Genomic DNA, 19,104 nt, shown 5'->3' with positions numbered 1-19,104 from the left:
CGCTAAAATCTTCGCGACCCCAAGATCAGCGACCGATTAGGTTGCAGGTGCCGTAGCAGGCAGTGGCATGATACCTGCTTTGCAGAAGCCGATCCTTAGTCGCGAGACATGAGGCGAGATACGGCGATGGCAGAACGATCCTTCGCGCGGCTCGACAGCGACCTCACCGGGGTCAAGCTGATCTCGACCGATATTTTCGACACGTTGCTGCTGCGCAAGCCGGTGTCCGAGCGCTCGCGCATCCTGGAGGCCGAGACCCGTTTCGCGGGCCAGCTCGCACGGGGCGGCTTCAGGGTGAGTGCCCACGCATTGATGGATGCGCGCCTTCAGGCGCAGAAGCTGGCCTTCCGGGCGCTCGACACGGCCGGCGGGCGTGGTGAGGTCCGGACGATCGACATCGTCCGGCGTCAGCTGCAGATGCTCGGCCTGCCGGAGAATCTGATCGAACCGCGGCTCGGCATCGAGATCGAGGTGGAGAAGGCCTCGCTGACGGCGAACAGGCCGCTGGGCGATCTTCTGAGGCGGCATCGCGAAGCGGGCAGGCGCGTCGTCGCCGTCAGCGACATCGGCTTGTCGGCGACGCAGCTCGGACAGCTGATCGAGCACTTCCACGGCACAGGCCTGCTCGACCGGATCTATTCCAGCGCCGATGAGGGGCTGACCAAACGCCAAGGCGGGCTTTTCAGTCTGGTGATGGTGACGGAAGGGGTCGAGCCCGAAGAGACGATGCATGTCGGCGACGACGAGACAGCGGATCGCGATCGGCCCGCAGCCATGGGAATCGGCACGGTCCATGTTCCGCGTAGCCGCTGGCGTCGCCGGCTGTCGCGCCTTGATGGTGGCCTAACGGAGCTTGGACGCCGGATGGGCCGGCGCATGCGAGGGCGGACCCCGCCCTTCCGCCATGAGGCGGCCTGCTTCGGCCGGGACGTGCTCGGCCCGATCGTTGCGGAATTCTGCCTGCGCATCTGGCTTTATGCCGATCAGGCCCAGAAGGGCGAGGACGAGGCTGTGCTGTTGTTTTGCGCTCGCGGTGGCATCGGCATCCGTGAAGCGTTCGAGCGCGTGATGGAGCGGCTGAAACTGCCGCTTCCGGTTCGGCGCGAGAACCTGATGATCTCGCGGCTTGCCGCTGCGCGTTCCGCGGTGGTGAGGCGAAGTCCGGCGGCACTGGACGAGCTTGGCCGCGAGTTCGCGGGTGGCAGCTTCGCCGATGTGGCCCAGGCGCTGAGCGGCGGATGTGAAGTACCGTCGGAGCGCTGGCGGCGTCGTTTCGTCCCGGCGGAATTCTATGCACTTCTCGAGAGCGAGGAGGGGCGGGAGGCGCTTGCCGCCATCGAGCGGCAGAACGACCTTTTCAGCCGCCATTTCGACGCTGTACGCGGAGGTGCCACGCGGGTGCTCCTTTGCGACACTGGCCTCTATGGCAGCACGCAGCGGCTCCTCGCTGCCGGCTTTCCTGGGCTTGCGATCGAGACGCTGCAATTCGCCCGCTGCAACTACAAGGGGCTCAGCGAGGAGCATTTCCCGCGGGTCGCCGGCCTCGTCGTCGAGGAGAATCTCTACAATCCGCTCCGGATCGAGACGACGATCCTGCGCTACTGGCATCTGATCGAGAGCCTTTTCGAGCCGGCCGTCGCATCTGTCCGCGATTTCGGGGAGGGCGAGGCAGGCGAAGTCGTGTCCAACTGCGGTGACATCCGTCATGGCGTGATCGACCCGGCCGCCGGCAACGCCATGCTCGGCAGCGTGCTCGCCTATATTGACGACCTGACGGACGGCGCGACTGTGCTCGCCGACGCAGAGCGCGCCTGGCCGCAGCTCAAGCGGGCGATCATCAACCCGAGTTCGTCCGATGTCTTCGCCTTGGAGGTTGGCGATCGCTCCGTCGATTTCGGCCGGCCGGATATCGTCAGTACCATTCGGCCGGATAGCGGCGCGAGCCTGATCGGCCGGATCAGGCTGATCCGCTCGCATCTCTGGCGCGAAGGTGCCATCGCTCGCGAGTTCTCGATCCTGCGTCCGGCGTTGCTGGCCGCAGTCGAGGCGGCCCATATGCTGCGGGGCCTGTCCGCGCAGCGCTATCGCTGATCGATTGCGGATGCCGCCATGCTCGCGATGAAGACCCTGCTGGGTGCCGGATGGCTGGTCTCCTCGCGATTCCTCGGGCGTGGCATCGATTTCGTCACGCTTCTGGTCTTCGCGCGGATGCTGACGCCGGCGGATTTCGGCCTTGTCGCGATGGCGCTGACCTTGGTGCTGATCGTCGATACCGTGCTCGAGGTTCCCGTTGTCCAGGCGCTGGTCAGGCTCGAGAATATCGAGACGGAGCAACTCGATACTGGCTTCACGCTCGCCGTCATCCGCAGCAGCGTCATCGCGCTGATCTTGCTGGCGGGCGCCTGGCCCTTCGCGGCCTTCAACGGCGAGCCTGCGCTTACGCCCGTGATCTGCACTTTGGCGTTAGGGCCGGTTGCTCGTGGTTTCGCCAGCCCCGCAATGGTCTTCGCGATGCGCGAGCTCGGTTTCCGGCAGACCTTCATCATGGAGGTCGTCGGCAAGATCGTCGCCTTCGCCGCGGCGATGGCGACTCTCCTGCTCGGCGGCAGCTATTGGGCGCTCGTCGCCAATTTCACGGCCGTTTCCGTCGCGGCGGTCGCCGCCTCCTATGTGCTCGCGCCCTACCGGCCGCGACTTTCACTCGCAAGGCTGCGGGATTTCGCCGGCTTTTTCGGCTGGTTCAGCTCGGCGCAGCTGGTGGCGGCGCTGAACTGGCAGTTCGACCGGCTGCTGATCGGCGCTGTGAAGGGCAAGGAGAGCCTCGGGCCCTACACCGTCGCAAACGACATGGCGGTGCTGCCGACGCAAAGCCTGATCGGCCCAGCGCTGCAGCCGGTCATGGCGGCCTTCGCCCGGATCAGCAATGACCGGGAGCGGCTGCGCTTCGCCTTCCTCAAGGCCGCGCGCTTCGCCATGCTCATCGCGGTTCCGGCGAGCCTCGGCATCGCGTTGACGGCCGATCTCGTCGTTGCGCTGCTGCTAGGCCCGAAATGGATCGAGGCCGCACCGCTGCTGCAACTGCTGGCGCTGGCGGTGATGCCGATCCCCTATTTCCAGACGCTCTATTCGCTCAGCCTCGCCATCGACCGGCCCTACATCATCTTCCGGATGAATCTCTGCGATCTGAGCCTGCGCCTCATCCTAATTTCGGCAGCGTTCTACAGCTTCGGTGTGCTCGGCGTCGGCTATGGGCGGGTGTTGCTGTCCGGCCTGATGTTCGTCGTCTATCTGTTTCAAGTGCGCGCGCTGGTCGGCATCAGCCTGATGGCGCAGCTCGCCAATATCTGGAAAGTCGCGATCGCTGCCGTCGTGATGGCCGGCGGCGTGCTGGCCCTGCGCCACCATCTCGCCCCGCTCGGACTTCCCGGCTTCGTCGAAATCGCCCTCGTCGCCGCGGCGGGCGCAGGGCTCTATGTCGCGACCCTCCTCGGGCTCGGCATGCGGCTCCTGCTCGGCGGCGGGCGTCTCGAACTGGCGGATCGCTGGTGACGCCTTAGCGCATCACGGCTTTGAACAGGCCGGAAGGTGTCCGCTCGCCGGCATTCAGGCGATAGGCTAGGCCCTGCTTGGCGCGGCGGGTGGGCAGCGCCATCGCCAGAAGGAAGAAACCGGCCATGGCGAGCTTCGTGCGCGACGGCGGTTGTTCGCGCCAATGGCGGGCCATGAGACGCCGGAACATGCCGAAGGGCGGCCGCTGCCCGGTGGCGATGGCGAAATAGAAGCTGCGCTCAAGATGAAAATAGGTGTCCTGCGGCTGGCTGATCTCGTCGGCACGGCCGTAGCGGGCCGCGATGACGCGCAGATGCTCCATGCGGGCGCTGAAGCGCCGCAGGTCGCGCTGCAAGGCTACGGGATCGAGCGCCCGGCCGAGGCCGGAATCGTTGCGGTCATGAACGCGATAGAGCCCGAGTTCGTCCGGCAAGCTGACGACGTCGCCCATGAACGGCGCGGCAAAGAGGATCACCCCGTCTACGGCGCGGTCATAATCGGCTTCACGCAGGAGTTCGCAGACATCCCGCCGAAAGACGTTCCCTGAGGTCGGCGGCGTCGCGTAGGCGCCGCTTTCCAGTACCCGCTGGACGAGTTCCTCACGCTGACGAAAGGCCGTCAGCGCGGGGATGGCGCCGCTGATGGTCCTCCCGCCATGGTCGATGCGGGTGAGGGCGAACTGGAGCTTTGCCACTTCGGGATCGAGCTGGGCGATGATGGCGGCGAGCGAATCGGGCTTCAGTTCGTCGTCAGCGTCGAGGAACAGCACGAAGGGCGCGCGCGTACGCTCGAAGCCGTAGAGGCAAGCGGCGCGCTGGCCGCTATTGGGGATACGGAAAGCGTTGACGCCGGCGGCGGCGATCACGTCCCAGGACCCATCCGTCGAGCCATCGTCGACGACGATCAGCTCGCAATCCTCCCGGCCTTGGCTGAGCACGCTGGCGATCGCGCGCCCAACGTACTCCTGGTAGTTCCAGCAGGTGATGACGACCGCGAGTCGGGGCAGCTCAGGCATCGCCCGCATTCTCCCTGCGCCGTGAGCCGAGCAGACATGCGAGGTGGAGCATCAGATCTCGCCTATGTACCAGCCATCCCATTGCGAAAACTCCGGAAACCGGCGCCTGTATCCATGGGAGGCGAGGAAAAGATCGATCTTCCGCTCCTGCGGGCTGTGGCTATGCTCGACAGAGAGCAGACGGACACGGCGGCGGCGGAAATTGAACGCTTGTAGGATGTCGAGCTCGCTGCCTTCGGTGTCGATCGACATGTAGTCGATGATCTCGGGCGCTCCGTGCTCGTCGAGCAGGTCGGCCAGCGATACCGTGGAGACGTCGAACTTCGATGCGGACTTCCTGATCTCGGCGAAATGATCGTGGCCAGCGGTGTCGGAGATGCCGCCTAGCTCCGGATCCTCCGGAGAGACGAAGGAGAGAACCTGGCCCGAATGGGTATAGACGCAGCGCTTGTCGACGGCGCAGCTTCGGTTGCGGTCGAGATCGGCATGCCAGACCGGATTGGGCTCGGCGAGAATCCCGGTCCAGCCAAAGCCATTCTCCAGCAGCCAGCTGTTGCTGTTGGTCAGCCCGTTGGTGGCGCCGAATTCGACGAAATAGCCGCTGCGCTTCTCGCCAAGCTCGAAACAGACCCAAAGATCCTGGAGGATTTGCGATCTCGAAAGGTCGATGCGGTCAAAGGCGTAGCCGAGGAACCGGACTTCATCGACGGCCCGCAGCGACATGATCTCCGGCCGCCTCAGCCGCAGGGCATTGAACACGAGCCGACGCAGATCCTGGCGCGAAGCCAAGGTGGAGAGGGCGCCGGCGCCGAGCCTCTTTGCTCCCGTGGCGATGATGTGACGCATGCTGCTGCTTGCTCTGCCCGGGCCTGCCTTTCCGGCGCCCGGAGTTCCTGCGGCGGAGGTTTCACCGCCCGGCACGATTCACCACCGCGCCGATGACATTCGCGTCCACGCGCGCCAGCGAGCGGGCGAGGGCGTCGATCTCCTCGACGCTGTTGCGTCCGGCCGCGACTGTCAGGATGACGGCGTCGGCATGCTTGGCCAGCGCCAGCCCTTCTGCCGACCCCGAGAACGACGGCAGGTCCAGCAGGACATCGCCCTTGCTGGCGGCATAGGCGAGGATCTGCGCCACTGCCGGCGAGCAGAGGTCGGCGACGCGGTTGCGCTGGGCATTGGCGGAGTGGATCGGCAGCACGGCGATGCCGTCGAGGTCGAAGAACACGATCTTTTCCGGCGGTGTGCTGCGCGCTGCCAAGGCGTCCACGATCGAAGCCGTACCCGGCAAGCCATTCAGGTCCTGCGGATACCAGATGCTTTCTCCATTGATGACGGTGACGTGGCGGCCGCTCTGATTGATTAGATGCGCCAGATTCATCGTAAGGAGCGTGTTTCCGGCGCCTGGCTTCGCGGAGCAGAAGGCGATGATGCGATGCCCGCCCTCGGCATCGGCGGGGGCGGCGATCTCGATGGCGGTACGCAGGTCGCTTATGGCAGCGCCGAATCCTCTATCCTCGCCCGTGACGGCGAGCCGCTCCATTTCCGGAGCGGCCCGGCGCGCCCGGCCACTCCAATGTGCCGCATCGGGGACGCTAGCCAGGCAGAGCAAGCCCGTTTCGCGCTGCAGGGCCTCGCCGGTGCGGATGCGTCGGTCGAAGAGCCCGGCGACCGCCAAAGCGAAGAAGCCGGTCATCAGCCCCAAGACCGCGCCGAAGATGACGATCAGCGTCGAACCGGGCCCCGACGGTCCCAGCGGTGCCAGCGCCGCGCCGATGATCCGGGCATCGGCATCGGGCGTCGGCAGGTTCGGCAGGCTGCCCTCGCGGACGGCGTCGGTTGCTGCCTTGACCTGAGCGGACAGCGCATCGAGCCTTCCCTGCAGGAACTCCGCGCCGCTCGCTGCCGCATCCGCCTTGGCGCCGACCGATTGCAGCAGATAGGCGGAGGCGGCAGCGTTGGCGACCCGCGCCGGCAGCTCGGGATCGGAGGAGACGTAGGAGATCTCGATGACATAGGACTGGCCGACGCGGCGCGTGGTGATGCGGCTGGCGAAATTGGCGAAGGCCATCTGCCGCGGCTCTATCCTGGGCGCCGCGCCTGTTCCCGCGGTGCTGCGCGCGGCAGGCTGGGCGCCATCCTTCGTCTCGGAGGGCTTACCAGTCACGCTGGATATAAGCTGCCGCAGAAGGCTCGGAGGCCGTGGCTGGAGCTCGGGGTGGCTGGCGAGGCCCAGGCTGTCGAAGACGGTCGCCAGCAGCCGCTCCGAGCGGATGACCTGAATCTCGCTGTCGGCGCGGCTGAGATCGAGTGTCGCGGGAGCGGCCACTTCACGCGCCGAGGTCGCCGCCTGCCGGCGCGGTTCCAGGAGCACGCTGGCCGTCGCCGTATAGACCGGCTCGCGCGAGCGGGCGTAGATCGCCGCGGCCGCGACGCAGAGCAGGGTCCAGATGAGCAGCTTGCCCCTGTGCCGATAAGCGATCGCCGCCATCGCCCGAAGCAGCGCGGCAGGCCCCTCGTCCGCACGTTCGACCGAGCGGTCCTCGACAGGCCAGATGCGCGGCAAGCGGCTTCCCGGAACGAGACTCTTATGCATCATCGCGTCTTCACCTGAGGCTGGAGCATGGGCGGAGAAGGTCTTGGGTCGAGGAGTGCCGCGCGCTCGGGCGCAAGCCGCCCGCGCAAGAGATCGGCGAAGGCAATGAGGTTGCCCCTGACCCGCCCGCGGCGGTCGATGAACGGCTCGGGCCGGAAGGCCTTGCCAAAATTGCTCGCAAGGTTGCGGAAAAGCTGCCCGGCCACCTGGCGCGGTGTCATCGTGCCCTTGAGCAGCATGTAGAGCGGATTGGCGACCTGCGAATAGCCGAGGCGCTCGCCCGAGAGGCGGCCGCCCTTGACCCCCATATGGACGCCGGTCGCATCAGGCGACTTGACGAGGCGACCGCCGCGTCGCGCGAGAGCGCTTCCGAAATCGCGGTCCTCAAGCCAGCCATAGAGCACCAGCCGCTCGTCGAAGCGCAGCTCCTCGATGGCGGATGCCCGGAACGCCATGTTGCAGCCATAGGGGCTGAAGGGCTCGGTCCAGCGCCCTCCGCTCGGCGCGGCCGCTGCAACGAGGCGCAGCGCTTCCTCGAAGCCGACGCCGGGGCCTGTCACGCCATCGGCCACGACTCTGCCGGTGAAACAGACCAACTCCGCCTCGTCCCGGAAGCTCTGCGCCGCCACCGAAAGCCAGTCGCCATGAGCGACGAAATCGTCGTCGAAGAAGACGACGATCTCCGTCTCCGCCGGCAGATGGGCGAGCGCGGTGTTGCGCTGCGCGGCCAGCCCCGCCGGGCCGGTGACGACCGTTACGTCCTTGTGCGCGACGAGATCCCCGGCGTCGGCGGGATCGATGCAGGAGATGATGGTCGTGGTGGGTTTCAGGGTCTGGGTGGCAAGCAGATGCTTCACCGTCGCGGCCACGATCTCGGGCCGCCCGCGTGTGGCGATGGCGACGGCAATCTTGACTGAAGGCGGTGCGGCCGGGCGCGCCGGCAGGCGTGCCAGGGGCTGCCGCATCAGCTCGGCATAGCCCTCGGCCGTGGCCCGCCAGGAGAACGCCTTCACCTGCTCGTGGCCGCGTCCGATCAGCTCCGTGCGCAGGGAGGGCTCGTCGCGCAGCGCCTTCACATGAGCGATCCAGGCGGCCGGATCGGCGGGTGAGGCCATCAGCGCGGCATCGCCGCAGACCTCCGGCATGCTCGCCCGGTCGGATGAGACGACCGGGCAGCCCCGCGCCATCGCCTCGACGATCGGCAGGCCGAAGCCCTCGGTCCAAGACGGGAAGACCAGTCCGAGCGCGCGCTCCATCAGGAAGGCGAGATCGTCGTCGGAGACGCGGCCGACAGCATGGAGGTTCGGCGCCGCCGCGAGCGTCTCCGGCGCGAAGACGCCGCCGCCGCCGCCCGCCACCACGATCTCGATGCCGAGCCCGGCAAGGGCCGGTGCTGCATCGACCAGGAGCTTCAGGTTCTTGTGGCGGGCCTGGGAGCCCAGAGCCAGCACGAAGGGGCGCCCGTCGAGTTGCGCGAGGATCAAAGGCGCATAGTCGGCGCGCGCGGGGTTCCAGGCGAGGGCGTGCTCGTGGCCGTTGGGCAGCACGGCGATGTCCTGCGCCCGCAGCGGCAGGTAGCGGGCGATCTGGCGCGCCGATGCCTGTGACACGGTGGTGATGCGTGCGGCGCGGCGAGCGAGCAGCGGTTGCAGCGTGCCGTAGAGCGTCCGGAAGGCCCGGCCATAGCTCTCTGGCGCGGTGAAGACGTTGGCGTCGTGGATGCAGACGATCTGGTCGCGCTTGAGGGCAGGCGCGGTGTTGCAGAGGTTGAGCAGGCGTCCCTCGGCGCGCAGCGGCAGGACGGCCTGCTCCCAGGCATGGCCGGAAAGCGGCCCGACGCGACGCAGCGTGATATCCGTCAGGCCGGGATCGGTCGCTCCCTGCGGCGCGAGCAGCGTAGCTTCGCGGCCAAGGCTGGTGTCGTCCAGCGCTGCTACGACGTTGCGGGCGTAGCGCTGAACGCCCGTGAGGCTCTGGGTCAGGAAGCGGCCGTTGATGGCGAAGGGGGCTGGCACGGTCATGCCCTGACTCCCAACGGCATGACGCGGGGCAGGGGCTGGCGCAGGAGTGCCTCGTCCCGTTCGGGATAGGCGGAGGCGATGGCGGCGAGGAGGCAGAAGAACAGCCCCTGATCGATGACGGGCCCGACCAGCAGGTCGCCGATCATCAGGCCGAAGCAGCCGTTGCGCGCAGCTAGGCGCACGCAGGACGGAAAACTGCCGGGCACACCGCGCCGCTGCAGGAGGGCGCTGGTGAAGAACAGCGCGTAGAACAGCGCTCCCGGAATGCCGACGGTGGCGAGCAGGGCTACTACGAAACTGGACGCACGCGCCGTGCCGAGGCCGACGCCGAGCCCGCCGGTGTCGAGGAAATTCTGGAACGAGATGCGGTTCCAGGAGCTACGCTCGATGCCTGAATCGCTGTTGCCCTTCTGCAGGAGCAGCATGTCCACATAGTCGCGCACCGTCGTCCTCGTTCCCTCATCGAGCACGACGAAGAGTGCAGCGCCGAGCAGCAGCGGCGGAGCGAGCACGATCGCAAAGGAGCGGGTGCGGCCGCCGAAGACCGTCGAGCCGCCGAACAGGGCGGTGCCATAGAGCAGAGCCAGGATCACCGGCGAGCCGGCAAGCCCCGTCGAGGAGGTGGAAAGCACCAGCAGCACCAGAGACGCTGCCGTAACGCCGCCAGTGAGAGCCGGGCGATAGCCGCAGAGCCACAGCGTGCCGGTGAAGCCGATCACTCCCAGTGTCGAGCGGGCGAAGGCGGAGGCCTCGGTGAAGGAGCCTACGATGCGCTTCAGGCCGGCGATCTCGGTGTCGGTGTGGAGCGTGTAGCGGGCGTTGCGCATGAAGCCGAGCAGATCCTGCGTGCCGGTCGCGTAAGTCGCCAGATCAATCAGGGCGAAGAGCGTGTTGCCGATGCAGTACGCCATCAGCCCGGCCAGCACCGCGACGAAGCCCTCCCGCCGCGCGGCGATCCCAGCCACGGCGGCGAAGACGATGAGGTTCGCGGTCAGGTAGACGCTCTGGGTCAGGTTGCTCGACACCGGCACCAGCGGGATCGTCGAGCCCGTCTCGTCGTAGACCGAGGAGCCGAGCGGCACGATCTGGGTGGAGCCGGCGAGCACACGTGGCAGCAGAAAGGCGCTGGCAACGCCGTAAAGCGTGAGGCAAGCGAACCAGAAGCCGGGCTCACCGGGGCGCAGCGCCCGGATCATGTTGCGGGCATCCTGCCCGCGGCTCATCACCGAGATCAGCAAAAAGCCGAGCACGACATGGCCCGGCTGGATGTTCGCCGCGCCGATGAGCAGGGCCGCGGAGGCGCCGAACAGCGAAGCCATGGCAACGGCCGGCACGAGGGCGCCATTGCCCAGGGCCAGGCAGAACAACCCGATCAGGAAGGTCGCGATGCCGATCGGCTCGATGCTCATGACGCGCCTGCCCGCCCTCCGCCTGGAGGGTGATACCGAGGGTCGCCATGTCGCCGATCTTTGCCCAAGGGCTACTCCGCCAGGACCAGGAGGGAATAGCCGCCGAGCACACGCACGGCGAAATCGGGATTGACGGCATAGAGCATGCGGCGCGGCAGGCGCATCAGCCGGCTGCTCAGCGCCTGGTTGGGCAACTCGAGGCGGCTCGCCGTATAGCGATGGTCGATGATCCTGTAGCCGCAGTCCTCCAGCATCGCGAGGACCGAATCCTTGAAGAAGTAGTGCAGGTGGCCGACGCTCTCGCGCAGGCCCATGATCGGCCAGGCCCGGAAGAGCGATTGCACCGAGAGGTCGAGCGGGACGTGCAGGATCTTGTAGCGGCCGCGCGGCTTCAGCTTCTTGAGGAAGGAGATGTAGTCCTCGACGTGCTCGATGACGTCGGCGACGACGACGACATCGTAGAACGGCACCTCCTCATCGACGAAATTCGCGAGATGGAAGGATATCTGCCCGGTTTCCTTGGCCTTGGCGCGCTTGTAGGCGTGAGGCGAGATCTCGTAGCCGGCATACTCGGCCTCGGGAAAGGCATGCGCGAGGTTCAGCAGGATCTCGCCGGTGCCGCAGCCGACCTCGCAGAGCGTGTCGAAGCGCAGATCGTTCTCGCGGATCATCCGCTCGATCTGCCGCGCTTTCCAGGGCGAGTCCTCCTCGTGCCAGCTCGGGTTCAGCTCGGCGTAGGTCTCGGTCTCATAGATCGTCTGCATTCACGCAACTCCTGCGAGGTCCGGATCAGGCACCCTGTTCGAGCAAGGGGGGCTTGGCCGGCACGAAGCCGTCTGCGCCGCGCGCCGCACGCGTCCGCGCCATCGCCGCCGGAAGAGGCTTCATCAACTGGCCGATATGCAGAGCCATCTGCTTCTCGAAGACCTCGATCGAAAAGTTGCGGGCGTAGGTCGCGATCTCGGTGGGATGCCAGTCGATGCTGCGGGCGCGCTCCTCCGCCTCGATGATCGCCTCGACGCTCTGCTCGTCGAAGAACAGGCCGGTGACGCCGTCGACCACGGTCTCGGTCGCGCCGCCGCGGCGGAAGGCGACGACGGGCCGACCGCTGGCCATGGCCTCGACCGGGACGATGCCGAAATCCTCTTCGCCCGGGAAGATCAGCGCCTGACAGCGAGAGTAGAGGTGACGCAGCGTCTGGAAGGGCTGCGGGCCGAGGATGGCAACGTTCGGCTTCGCGATACGGCGCAACTCGTTCAGCATCTCGCCGCCGCCGACCACAACCAGCCTGCGGCCGCTGCGATTGAAGGCTTCGACGGCGAGTTCGGGGCGCTTGTAGCCGACGAGCTCGCCGGCCATGAGGCAGTAATCCTCCACCTCGTCCTTCGGCAGCACCTCGAAGGCATCGACGTCGACCGGCGGGTGGATCACCGTGGAGGCGCGGCGGTAGTAGCGGTGGAGCCGCGCTGCGACCGTCTCGGAATTGGCGATGTAGTGGTCGACGCGGTTGGCAGAGGCCGAATCCCAGTTGCGGATGTAGTGCGCGAGCAAAGGCATCAGCGCGCGCGTCACAAACCCGGAACGTCCACGGTATTCGTGGAACATGTTCCAGACATAGCGCATCGGCGAGTGGCAATAGCAGATGTGCATCGAGCCCGGCGGCGGCACGATGCCTTTCGCGGGGCCGGATTCGCTGCTGATGATCAGGTCGTAGCCACGCAGATCGAGCTGCTCGAGCGCCAGCGGCATCAGCGGCAGGTATTTCTGGTACAGCTTCCTTGCTCTCGGCAGGCGATTGATGAAGCTGGTGATGACCTTGTGGCGCCGGATCTCGGGCGAGATCGCCTCCGGCGCATAGACATGAGTGAAGATGTCGGCGTCCGGATAAATGCGGCAGAGCGCCTCGACGACCTTCTCGCCGCCGCGCATGCCGACCAGCCAGTAATGGACGATGGCGACCTTCATGGCAGTTCCGAGCCTCCGTGCTGTGGCGTCTGGTCTCGTCTTCGTGGTCGCGCCCGGATGCACCGGACACGCGGTCTCTATCGGCTGCCCTTCTGGAGCAGGACCGCGGGCACGGTCTTCAGCATGATCTCGGCATCGAGCAGCAGATCCCATTCGCTGGCGTATCGGCTGTCGAGCGCGACGCGGTGGGCATAGCTGCAGTCGCTGCGGCCGCTGATCTGCCAGAGTCCGGTCAGCCCGGGCGGCACCGAGAAACATTGCTGGAAGGCATCGCCGTAGCGTTCGACCTCCGCAGCCACGATCGGGCGGGGACCGACGAAGCTCATCTCACCCACCAGGATGTTGTAGAGCTGCGGCAGCTCGTCGAGGCTGGACTTGCGCAGGAAGGCGCCCAGCGCCGTGACGCGGGGGTCGTGAGTGAGTTTCTGGCATTCGCGCCATTCCCGAGCGGCCTCGGGGTTCCCGGCGATATAATCCGCCAATGCCTGCTCGGCGTTGCAAGCCATGGTGCGGAATTTCCAGCAACGGAACAGCCGGCCGCCGCGGCCAATCCTGTCCTGGCGGAACAGGGCCGGCCCGCCGTCGGAACCGCGCACCAGCGCCGCAAGCAACAGCATCAAAGGCGCCAGCGCAAAAGCCAGCACGAGCGCAAGCGCAAGATCGAGCCAGCGTTTGACATGTCGAGAAGCTCGGCTGGCTGGCCGAGCCGTCTGTGTCGACAAAGGAATCGAGACAGACAAAACCTGAGTCCAGCTAGGTCTATTCATCTTATTACCCCAATCGAAAGACCAAGGCGCGTGGAAATATAACCTAACGGAACGTTAAGGGCATTCAAGTCGATATTGTGCAGTGCAAAAAATTTGTCCAGTTTATAATCGCCGTGCCTTCAAATGATCTTGCGTCAGGTTTTTCATGACGGGATTCTGGGTAATTTATAATGATTTGAATAAGCAATGATCGGCTCAAAAATTGAGCCTTATATTTCATGGCCGCGACGATTGCCTGATATATGACATAATTTATCGCGGGTGCTTGTTGCCTGCCTTTACGTCGCTATCTCATGGAACCAGCCCTGCGTGATGCCGAAGCGAACGATTTCGGCCCGCCGTTGGATGCGCAGCTTGTCGCTCGCGCGCATTTTGTAAGTCTCTACGGATTTGACGTTGACACCGAGCTTTTCAGCAATTTCTCGGTTAGTGAAACCCAGCGCGATCAGGCGCAGCACCTCATGCTCACGCGCTGTCAGCGTCGTGGGGCCGCGTCTCTTGGCCGGCAAGTCGGGCGTCAGCGCAAGGCGCAACGCATCGGCCCGATACGGATCGAGCCCGTCGATATAGACACCTCCGCGCGCGATGGCGGTGATGGCCTTGAGCAGGGTGGCCCCGGGGCTGCGCTTGAGGACGTAGCCGCGAGCGCCGCGTTCAATCACGGAGCGGGCGTAGCCGCCGGTGTCATTTTCGCCGAAGCCGATGATCCGCACCAAAGGAGCCGCGCGGACGATGTAATCGACGATCGAGAGGCCGTTGAGATCGAGTTCGACCAGCGCGATGTCGGGCGCGGTCTCCACGATCAGCCGGACGGCTTCCATCGGGCTGGCGGCATCGCCGATTACGTTGACGTTTCCCGCAGCCTCGAGGCATGCGCGCAGCCCAGCCAGGAACAGCGGATGCTGATCGGCTACGAAGACCCGGATCGTCGTATCCAGAAGCAGACCCACGACATGAACCCGCGACAGCTATGCCCGATGATCGACCGGATGGCAGGGAAGGCCCCACCCGGTCAGCGAAATCCGCGCCCGTAACGTTCCGTCATCCATCATGCCGGTGAAGTCAGGATGATCGACGGCGACGCCGAAACGGCCTGGTAGCCCTTCCCTCGATCAGACTTCTTGTTCGCTCGCGCCCGCGAGGGCTCCGGACGCGGCGGCTTCAGATCGCGATACGCCCTTTCGGCCGCACGATACGATCAGTCTCGGCAGTCGGCACAACAGACACTGGGAACTCGGATTGGTCGCTTTCCGATCCGGCGTCGCAATCAATTAATTCTGCGCTGCGGCAGATGCCGGCTGGCGTCCGCCCAGAGAGATGTCGGTCAACGGCGCCTGCTGGTTCATGCGCTCGATCTTGACGATGTCGCCGGGGAGGACCGGCGAGGTCTCCTCGGCCGGCTGCTCGCGCAACGACCCGTCCTGCCGGCGCAGGATCGAAAGGCCGACCCGGGCGGCGTCTCTGGCCTGCTGCGCCTGGGCGCGCGGCGCGACCAGGCTCGACTCGCGGATCAGCAGCTTGAGCGACCCGATGCGGTCGAAGGTCTGCTTGAGCTGCGTCTGCGTCTCGCGCAGGTCGCGATTGATCTCGGTTTCCCGCTGGTTCAGCAAATCGGCCATGTTGCGGTCCGTGCGGGCGATTTCCTGTCGCGCCCTCGCCATCGCCAGGACATGGTCGAGCGTCTGGCTCTCGATCTGTGCAAGGTTCTGCTCCACCGCGAGCTGGCGCGGGCTGACTGCGAGCCCCTTGCTCATCAGGCTGTTGATGTTGTCGAGCTCACGACGCACCAGGTCCGTCTGCTTCTGCAGCGACAAGCCCTTTGCATTCAGTGTCTTGACCTCGTCTTCGAGCAGCGCCCTAACCTGCGTCAGGCCGTCGACCTGCGATTTGACCGCCTGCTGGCGGGACAGGAACAGTGCGCGCTCCTCGGCCATCCCCTGCTCCACCTGACGGCGTTCTCCATAGCGCATGGCATCATCGGAGAAGGCTATCGTCGTAGCCTTGCGCGCTTCGGCTACCATCCTGTCGCGCCGCAGCAGCAGGGCAATGAGCTGCGTCTCGTTCACCTTGATCTCGCCCTCCGCGACGATCGTCTCGCGTTCGAAGCGGCCGAGCGAGGTCTCGGAGCGATAGAAACCGCCGGCGATGCTGACGGCCTGCAGCGCGCTCATGCCAGGTCGGTAGGCGTACTCGCCCGGCTTCTCTACGGCGCCGACCACATAGATCGGCCGATACTGCGCGACTTCCACGGCGGCCGCCGGCGCCGTGACCAGCCCCGCAGCTTCCTTCAGGCGACGCGAGATGGCCTCGCCGATCTGTGCGGTGGTGAGGTTCTCGACCGGGATCGTCCCGACCACCGGCATCGAGAGCACGCCGGTCGAATTGATCGTGAACTCGCCGCTCACCGCGGCCCATTCGAACAGCTCGCGCGTTGCCGGCCGCCATTCGGAGACCTTGATCCTGAGCTTGTCCTGCGGGCCGACGTGATAGTCGGCCTCGAATGCCGCCGCCGGCCCGGCGAGAGAGCCAAGCAGGATCAAACCGGCTGTCAGCGAAGCGAAGGCAGAAGCGAAGGACGTGATCCAACCGACCATTTGGGCCCCCTGGACATGTTCCAGAAAGTAGCAAGCAATTTTGCTGCCAATTTATCGGAGAAGTTGAAGTGCTATTAATCCGATTGGGGCAGATTCGGAATTTCTAGTCGCGTGCGCGAGAGCGCTTCCACTATCCGGGTCCAAAGTCTATGATCGCATGCAAGGTGGGCCACGCTGCGGAAAGCAAGGATCCAATGACGGTGGTACTGTTCCTCACCGCGCTGGCCAGCGGTGGGCTGGCGGTCTGGCTGCTCTGGCCCTACGGCATCGTATACGCGTTGCTTGGCGCTCCTCTCGCCGCGAGCGCGGCGGTTGGGGGTCTCGCTGTCGCCCTGGTCTATGGTCGTGGGCGTTCGGATGCTGCGGAAGGTCGCAGTGCCGTGATGCAGACGCTGAGCCGTCTGTTGCCACGGTAGTTCCGACGGCTGCGCCGCGGCCCCGCGCGCTTCGTTCGTGGGGTCTGGCACGTCGCTTGCTGGTGCTCTGACTGGTCGCCGCGTCGGCGCGGCGTCTGTCCGGCCTTGTCGAGGAGATGCTCGTCGAGGACATGCTCGTCGACGACATGGGCCGAGGAGGGCATTGGTGGCGAAGCCAGAGCGTTTCCGGTCGCCTGAGCGCGATCTCCAGACCGACATCCAGCGGATCGCACCCCTACGCGCGGAAATCGCGAAAGCCCTCGCGGGGATCGAGCGCGAGCGCGAGGGCCTGACGCGTCGGCTCGAAGAAGCGCGGCTGCGCGCGGCTTCTCTGCTCGGCAACGAGGACGGCATCTATTACGAGCGGGAGCCGGCCGATGAGCAGATGCTCGTCGAGGCGGAGGCCCAGATGAAGCAGGCCGAGGCCCGTTTGCGGCAACTGGCGGTGCAACAAGGCATGCTCGCCGGATGGCTCGACGATATCGACCAGGGCGATGATTCGGGCATGGCGGGCCAGCACGCCCTGGGCCTCGCGCAGATGCGCGATACGCCTGCACGCCGCTTCTTCCAGTTCGCGAGCTGGCGCCGCCGCTGATCGCGTCCGCTGCCGCAGTCCTGACGCATCCGCGCGGGATGGTTTCTGGCTGCGCGCCGTTCGGCGCCGGTCTATAAGCGGCGGCCCCGAGCCTTTCCAAGCGGAACGATCCATGAGCGATACAGTGTCTCCCCTCGCCGGAAAGCGGCTCGAGCCCAGCCTGCTCGTCGATGTCGCGGCCCTGACGAAGGCCTATTATGACCGGCCCGATCCGTCCTCGCGCGCTCAGCAGGTGGCTTTCGGCACATCCGGCCATCGCGGCTCGGCCTTCGCGAAATCCTTCAACGAGGCGCATATCCTCGCTATCGCCCAGGCGGTCTGTCTCTACCGCCGCGCGCAAGGTATCGACGGCCCGCTCTTCCTCGGCATCGACACCCATGCGTTGTCGCGCAACGCTTTCGAATCCGTGCTGGAGGTCTTCGCTGCCAACGGCGTCGTGACGATGATCGACGAGAAGCTCGGCTTCACGCCGACGCCGGTGATCTCCCACGCCATCCTGACCTATAATCGCGGCCGCAGCAGCGGTCTCGCGGATGGCGTCGTCATCTCGCCCTCGCATAATCCGCCGGCCGATGGCGGGCTGAAATACAACCCGCCGCATGGCGGGCCGGCCGACACCGATGCGACGGGGTGGATCGAGAAGCAGGCCAACGCCTTCCTGGCCGACAATCTCGCCGGCATCGATCGCATTCCCTATGAGCGGGCGCTGAAGAGCGCCGATGTGCGCCGGCACGACTATATCAGCGGCTATGTCTCGGACCTTGCCAATGTGGTCGATATGGCGGCCATCGCCGCGGCCGGCGTCTCGATTGGCATCGATCCGCTCGGCGGCGCCGGGCTCGATTATTATCAGCCGATCATCGATCGCTACGGGCTGAATGCGACCATCGTCAGCAAGGAGGTCGATCCGACCTTCGGCTTCATGACCGCCGACTGGGATGGCAAGATCCGGATGGACTGCTCCTCGCCCTATGCGATGGCGAGCCTGATCGGCATGCGCGATTCCTTCGACGTCGCTTTCGCCAACGACACGGATGCGGACAGGCACGGCATCGTTACGCGCTCGAGCGGGCTGATGAACCCGAACCACTATCTCGCTGCGGCGAGCGCCTACCTGTTCGCCAATCGGCCGGGCTGGCGGGCCGATGCCGCCATCGGCAAGACGGCGGTGTCGAGCGCGATCATAGACCGCGTCGCGGCGAAGCTTGGGCGCAAGCTCGTCGAGGTTCCTGTCGGCTTCAAATGGTTCGTCGACGGGCTGCTTTCGGGCGGCTTCGGCTTCGCCGGCGAGGAGAGCGCCGGCGCCTCCTTCCTTCGCCACGATGGCACGGTCTGGACCACCGACAAGGACGGCATCATCCTCGGCCTGCTCGCCGCCGAGATCACCGCCAAGACGGGGGCCGATCCCGGCGTGCTCTACTCCAAGCTGACGGCGGAGCTGGGCGATCCGCGCTACGCCCGTGTCGATGCGCCCGCGACGGCGAGCCAGAAGGCGGTGCTGAAGAATCTGAGCGGGGAGCAGATCAAGACGAAGGAACTGGCGGGACAGCCGATCACTGCCATCCTCAGCGCGGCGCCGGGCAACGGCGCGGCCATCGGCGGGGTCAAGGTGACGGCAGCGGATGGCTGGTTCGCGGCGCGCCCTTCGGGCACGGAGGAGGTCTACAAGATCTACGCCGAAAGCTTCCGGGACGAAGCTCATCTGGCCCGCATCCAGGAGGATGCGCGCAGGATCGTCGGAGATGCATTCGCTGCGGCAGGTTAGACTGCCGCCCGGAAACGCGCCGCTACGCCGGATCCTTCGCAGTTCGGAAAAGCGGCGCGTCCCTCACCAGGTCAATCTATGGCAGGCGCGCGATCAGACAACTCAAGGAACACGGCAGCACAGGCCAGCCAGATGATCGCCGAATAGATCATAGCGCTTCTCTCCCGTCGTTTTTCTTGATTCTGGTTAAACACGCTACACGGCACCTCGTGTTGCAACGCTGCCAGATTTTCGGCTCGTTTGGAATGGTTTTCGACACGTGGTCGTCGCCCGGCGATCGGAGAGCACGGCTCCATGCAACGCGGGGCGCCATGTGCGCCCGCTCTGTCCAGCGACAGTATTTCGGCCTATGTTGGTCGTTTGCAGCAGACTGGTGATGGCGTCTTGCCGCGCCGGATGGGGATCGGCAGCTGGG

15 protein-coding genes are annotated in these 19,104 nt (G+C 65.7%); 5 read left to right on the top strand and 10 right to left on the bottom strand.

The annotated features are described in order from the left end of the window. The first annotated feature begins 126 nt into the window (after positions 1 to 126). Positions 127 to 2,091 carry a hydrolase gene (locus tag BoBH3_RS16250; protein WP_262331850.1) on the top strand — a complete coding sequence of 655 codons (1,965 nt, stop codon included), beginning with the start codon at positions 127 to 129 and terminating at the stop codon, positions 2,089 to 2,091. Between the two features lie 18 nt (positions 2,092 to 2,109). Next, entirely contained in the window at positions 2,110 to 3,549 is a 1,440-nt protein-coding gene (locus tag BoBH3_RS16245) for a lipopolysaccharide biosynthesis protein (protein ID WP_262331849.1), read from the top strand. Positions 3,550 to 3,553: 4 nt separating this feature from the next. Here BoBH3_RS16245 and BoBH3_RS16240 read toward each other — a convergent pair whose 3' ends face one another. The 10 genes from BoBH3_RS16240 to BoBH3_RS16195 form a co-directional block, all read right to left on the bottom strand. Further along, complete coding sequence (locus BoBH3_RS16240) at positions 3,554 to 4,564, bottom strand: glycosyltransferase family 2 protein (RefSeq protein ID WP_262331848.1); 1,011 nt, start codon at positions 4,562 to 4,564, stop codon at positions 3,554 to 3,556. A gap of 51 nt (positions 4,565 to 4,615) precedes the next feature. Beyond that, a complete protein-coding gene (locus tag BoBH3_RS16235; protein WP_262331847.1) occupies positions 4,616 to 5,410 on the bottom strand; it encodes an FkbM family methyltransferase in 795 nt (264 codons plus the stop codon). Between the two features lie 61 nt (positions 5,411 to 5,471). Continuing rightward, a complete protein-coding gene (locus BoBH3_RS16230) occupies positions 5,472 to 7,127 on the bottom strand; it encodes a Wzz/FepE/Etk N-terminal domain-containing protein (RefSeq protein WP_262331846.1) in 1,656 nt (551 codons plus the stop codon). 29 nt (positions 7,128 to 7,156) lie between these two features. After that, positions 7,157 to 9,178, bottom strand: a complete 2,022-nt coding sequence (locus tag BoBH3_RS16225; protein ID WP_262331845.1) for a glycosyltransferase — start codon at positions 9,176 to 9,178, stop codon at positions 7,157 to 7,159. Next, the gene (locus tag BoBH3_RS16220; protein ID WP_262331844.1) at positions 9,175 to 10,587 is read right to left on the bottom strand and encodes a hypothetical protein; all 1,413 of its coding nucleotides are present in this window, start codon (positions 10,585 to 10,587) and stop codon (positions 9,175 to 9,177) included. The genes BoBH3_RS16225 and BoBH3_RS16220 overlap by 4 nt, the downstream gene beginning before the upstream one ends. A gap of 71 nt (positions 10,588 to 10,658) precedes the next feature. After that, complete coding sequence (locus tag BoBH3_RS16215; RefSeq protein WP_262331843.1) at positions 10,659 to 11,351, bottom strand: class I SAM-dependent methyltransferase; 693 nt, start codon at positions 11,349 to 11,351, stop codon at positions 10,659 to 10,661. A 25-nt stretch (positions 11,352 to 11,376) separates the two neighbouring features. Beyond that, on the bottom strand, positions 11,377 to 12,552 hold the full coding sequence (locus BoBH3_RS16210) for a glycosyltransferase (RefSeq protein ID WP_262331842.1): 1,176 nt from the start codon (positions 12,550 to 12,552) through the stop codon (positions 11,377 to 11,379). A gap of 77 nt (positions 12,553 to 12,629) precedes the next feature. Next, on the bottom strand, positions 12,630 to 13,169 hold the full coding sequence (locus BoBH3_RS16205) for a sugar transferase (protein ID WP_410050609.1): 540 nt from the start codon (positions 13,167 to 13,169) through the stop codon (positions 12,630 to 12,632). A gap of 428 nt (positions 13,170 to 13,597) precedes the next feature. After that, positions 13,598 to 14,269, bottom strand: a complete 672-nt coding sequence (locus tag BoBH3_RS16200; RefSeq protein WP_262331841.1) for a LuxR C-terminal-related transcriptional regulator — start codon at positions 14,267 to 14,269, stop codon at positions 13,598 to 13,600. A 321-nt stretch (positions 14,270 to 14,590) separates the two neighbouring features. Further along, entirely contained in the window at positions 14,591 to 15,913 is a 1,323-nt protein-coding gene (locus BoBH3_RS16195; protein WP_262331840.1) for a polysaccharide biosynthesis/export family protein, read from the bottom strand. 194 nt (positions 15,914 to 16,107) lie between these two features. On the opposite strand from BoBH3_RS16195, the gene BoBH3_RS16190 reads away from it, so the two are divergent. The 3 genes from BoBH3_RS16190 to pgm all read left to right on the top strand — a co-directional run bounded on the left by BoBH3_RS16190 (position 16,108) and on the right by pgm (position 18,689). Further along, a complete protein-coding gene (locus tag BoBH3_RS16190) occupies positions 16,108 to 16,329 on the top strand; it encodes a hypothetical protein (protein WP_262331839.1) in 222 nt (73 codons plus the stop codon). Between the two features lie 166 nt (positions 16,330 to 16,495). Beyond that, a complete protein-coding gene (locus BoBH3_RS16185; protein ID WP_262331838.1) occupies positions 16,496 to 16,924 on the top strand; it encodes a hypothetical protein in 429 nt (142 codons plus the stop codon). Positions 16,925 to 17,036: 112 nt separating this feature from the next. Continuing rightward, entirely contained in the window at positions 17,037 to 18,689 is a 1,653-nt protein-coding gene (gene pgm, locus BoBH3_RS16180) for a phosphoglucomutase (alpha-D-glucose-1,6-bisphosphate-dependent) (RefSeq protein WP_262331837.1), read from the top strand. Positions 18,690 to 19,104 lie beyond the last annotated feature (415 nt).

This window comes from Allobosea sp. BH3 (genome assembly GCF_025499465.1).
Taxonomy (GTDB): domain Bacteria; phylum Pseudomonadota; class Alphaproteobacteria; order Rhizobiales; family Beijerinckiaceae; genus Allobosea.
Note: the sequence above shows the minus strand (reverse complement) of the source record. Positions and strands in the feature narration are given on the sequence as shown.

What these genes read in the sequence shown, in the direction of transcription:
- BoBH3_RS16240 (WP_262331848.1), bottom strand. Translation starts at nt 4,564, where the DNA reads ATGCCTGAGCTGCCCCGACTCGCGGTCGTCATCACCTGCTGGAACTAC.
- BoBH3_RS16235 (WP_262331847.1), bottom strand. Translation starts at nt 5,410, where the DNA reads ATGCGTCACATCATCGCCACGGGAGCAAAGAGGCTCGGCGCCGGCGCC.
- BoBH3_RS16215 (WP_262331843.1), bottom strand. Translation starts at nt 11,351, where the DNA reads ATGCAGACGATCTATGAGACCGAGACCTACGCCGAGCTGAACCCGAGC.
- BoBH3_RS16210 (WP_262331842.1), bottom strand. Translation starts at nt 12,552, where the DNA reads ATGAAGGTCGCCATCGTCCATTACTGGCTGGTCGGCATGCGCGGCGGC.
- BoBH3_RS16220 (WP_262331844.1), bottom strand. Translation starts at nt 10,587, where the DNA reads ATGAGCATCGAGCCGATCGGCATCGCGACCTTCCTGATCGGGTTGTTC.
- BoBH3_RS16250 (WP_262331850.1), top strand. Translation starts at nt 127, where the DNA reads ATGGCAGAACGATCCTTCGCGCGGCTCGACAGCGACCTCACCGGGGTC.
- BoBH3_RS16225 (WP_262331845.1), bottom strand. Translation starts at nt 9,178, where the DNA reads ATGACCGTGCCAGCCCCCTTCGCCATCAACGGCCGCTTCCTGACCCAG.
- BoBH3_RS16195 (WP_262331840.1), bottom strand. Translation starts at nt 15,913, where the DNA reads ATGGTCGGTTGGATCACGTCCTTCGCTTCTGCCTTCGCTTCGCTGACA.
- pgm (WP_262331837.1), top strand. Translation starts at nt 17,037, where the DNA reads ATGAGCGATACAGTGTCTCCCCTCGCCGGAAAGCGGCTCGAGCCCAGC.
- BoBH3_RS16190 (WP_262331839.1), top strand. Translation starts at nt 16,108, where the DNA reads ATGACGGTGGTACTGTTCCTCACCGCGCTGGCCAGCGGTGGGCTGGCG.
- BoBH3_RS16245 (WP_262331849.1), top strand. Translation starts at nt 2,110, where the DNA reads ATGCTCGCGATGAAGACCCTGCTGGGTGCCGGATGGCTGGTCTCCTCG.
- BoBH3_RS16205 (WP_410050609.1), bottom strand. Translation starts at nt 13,169, where the DNA reads ATGCTGTTGCTTGCGGCGCTGGTGCGCGGTTCCGACGGCGGGCCGGCC.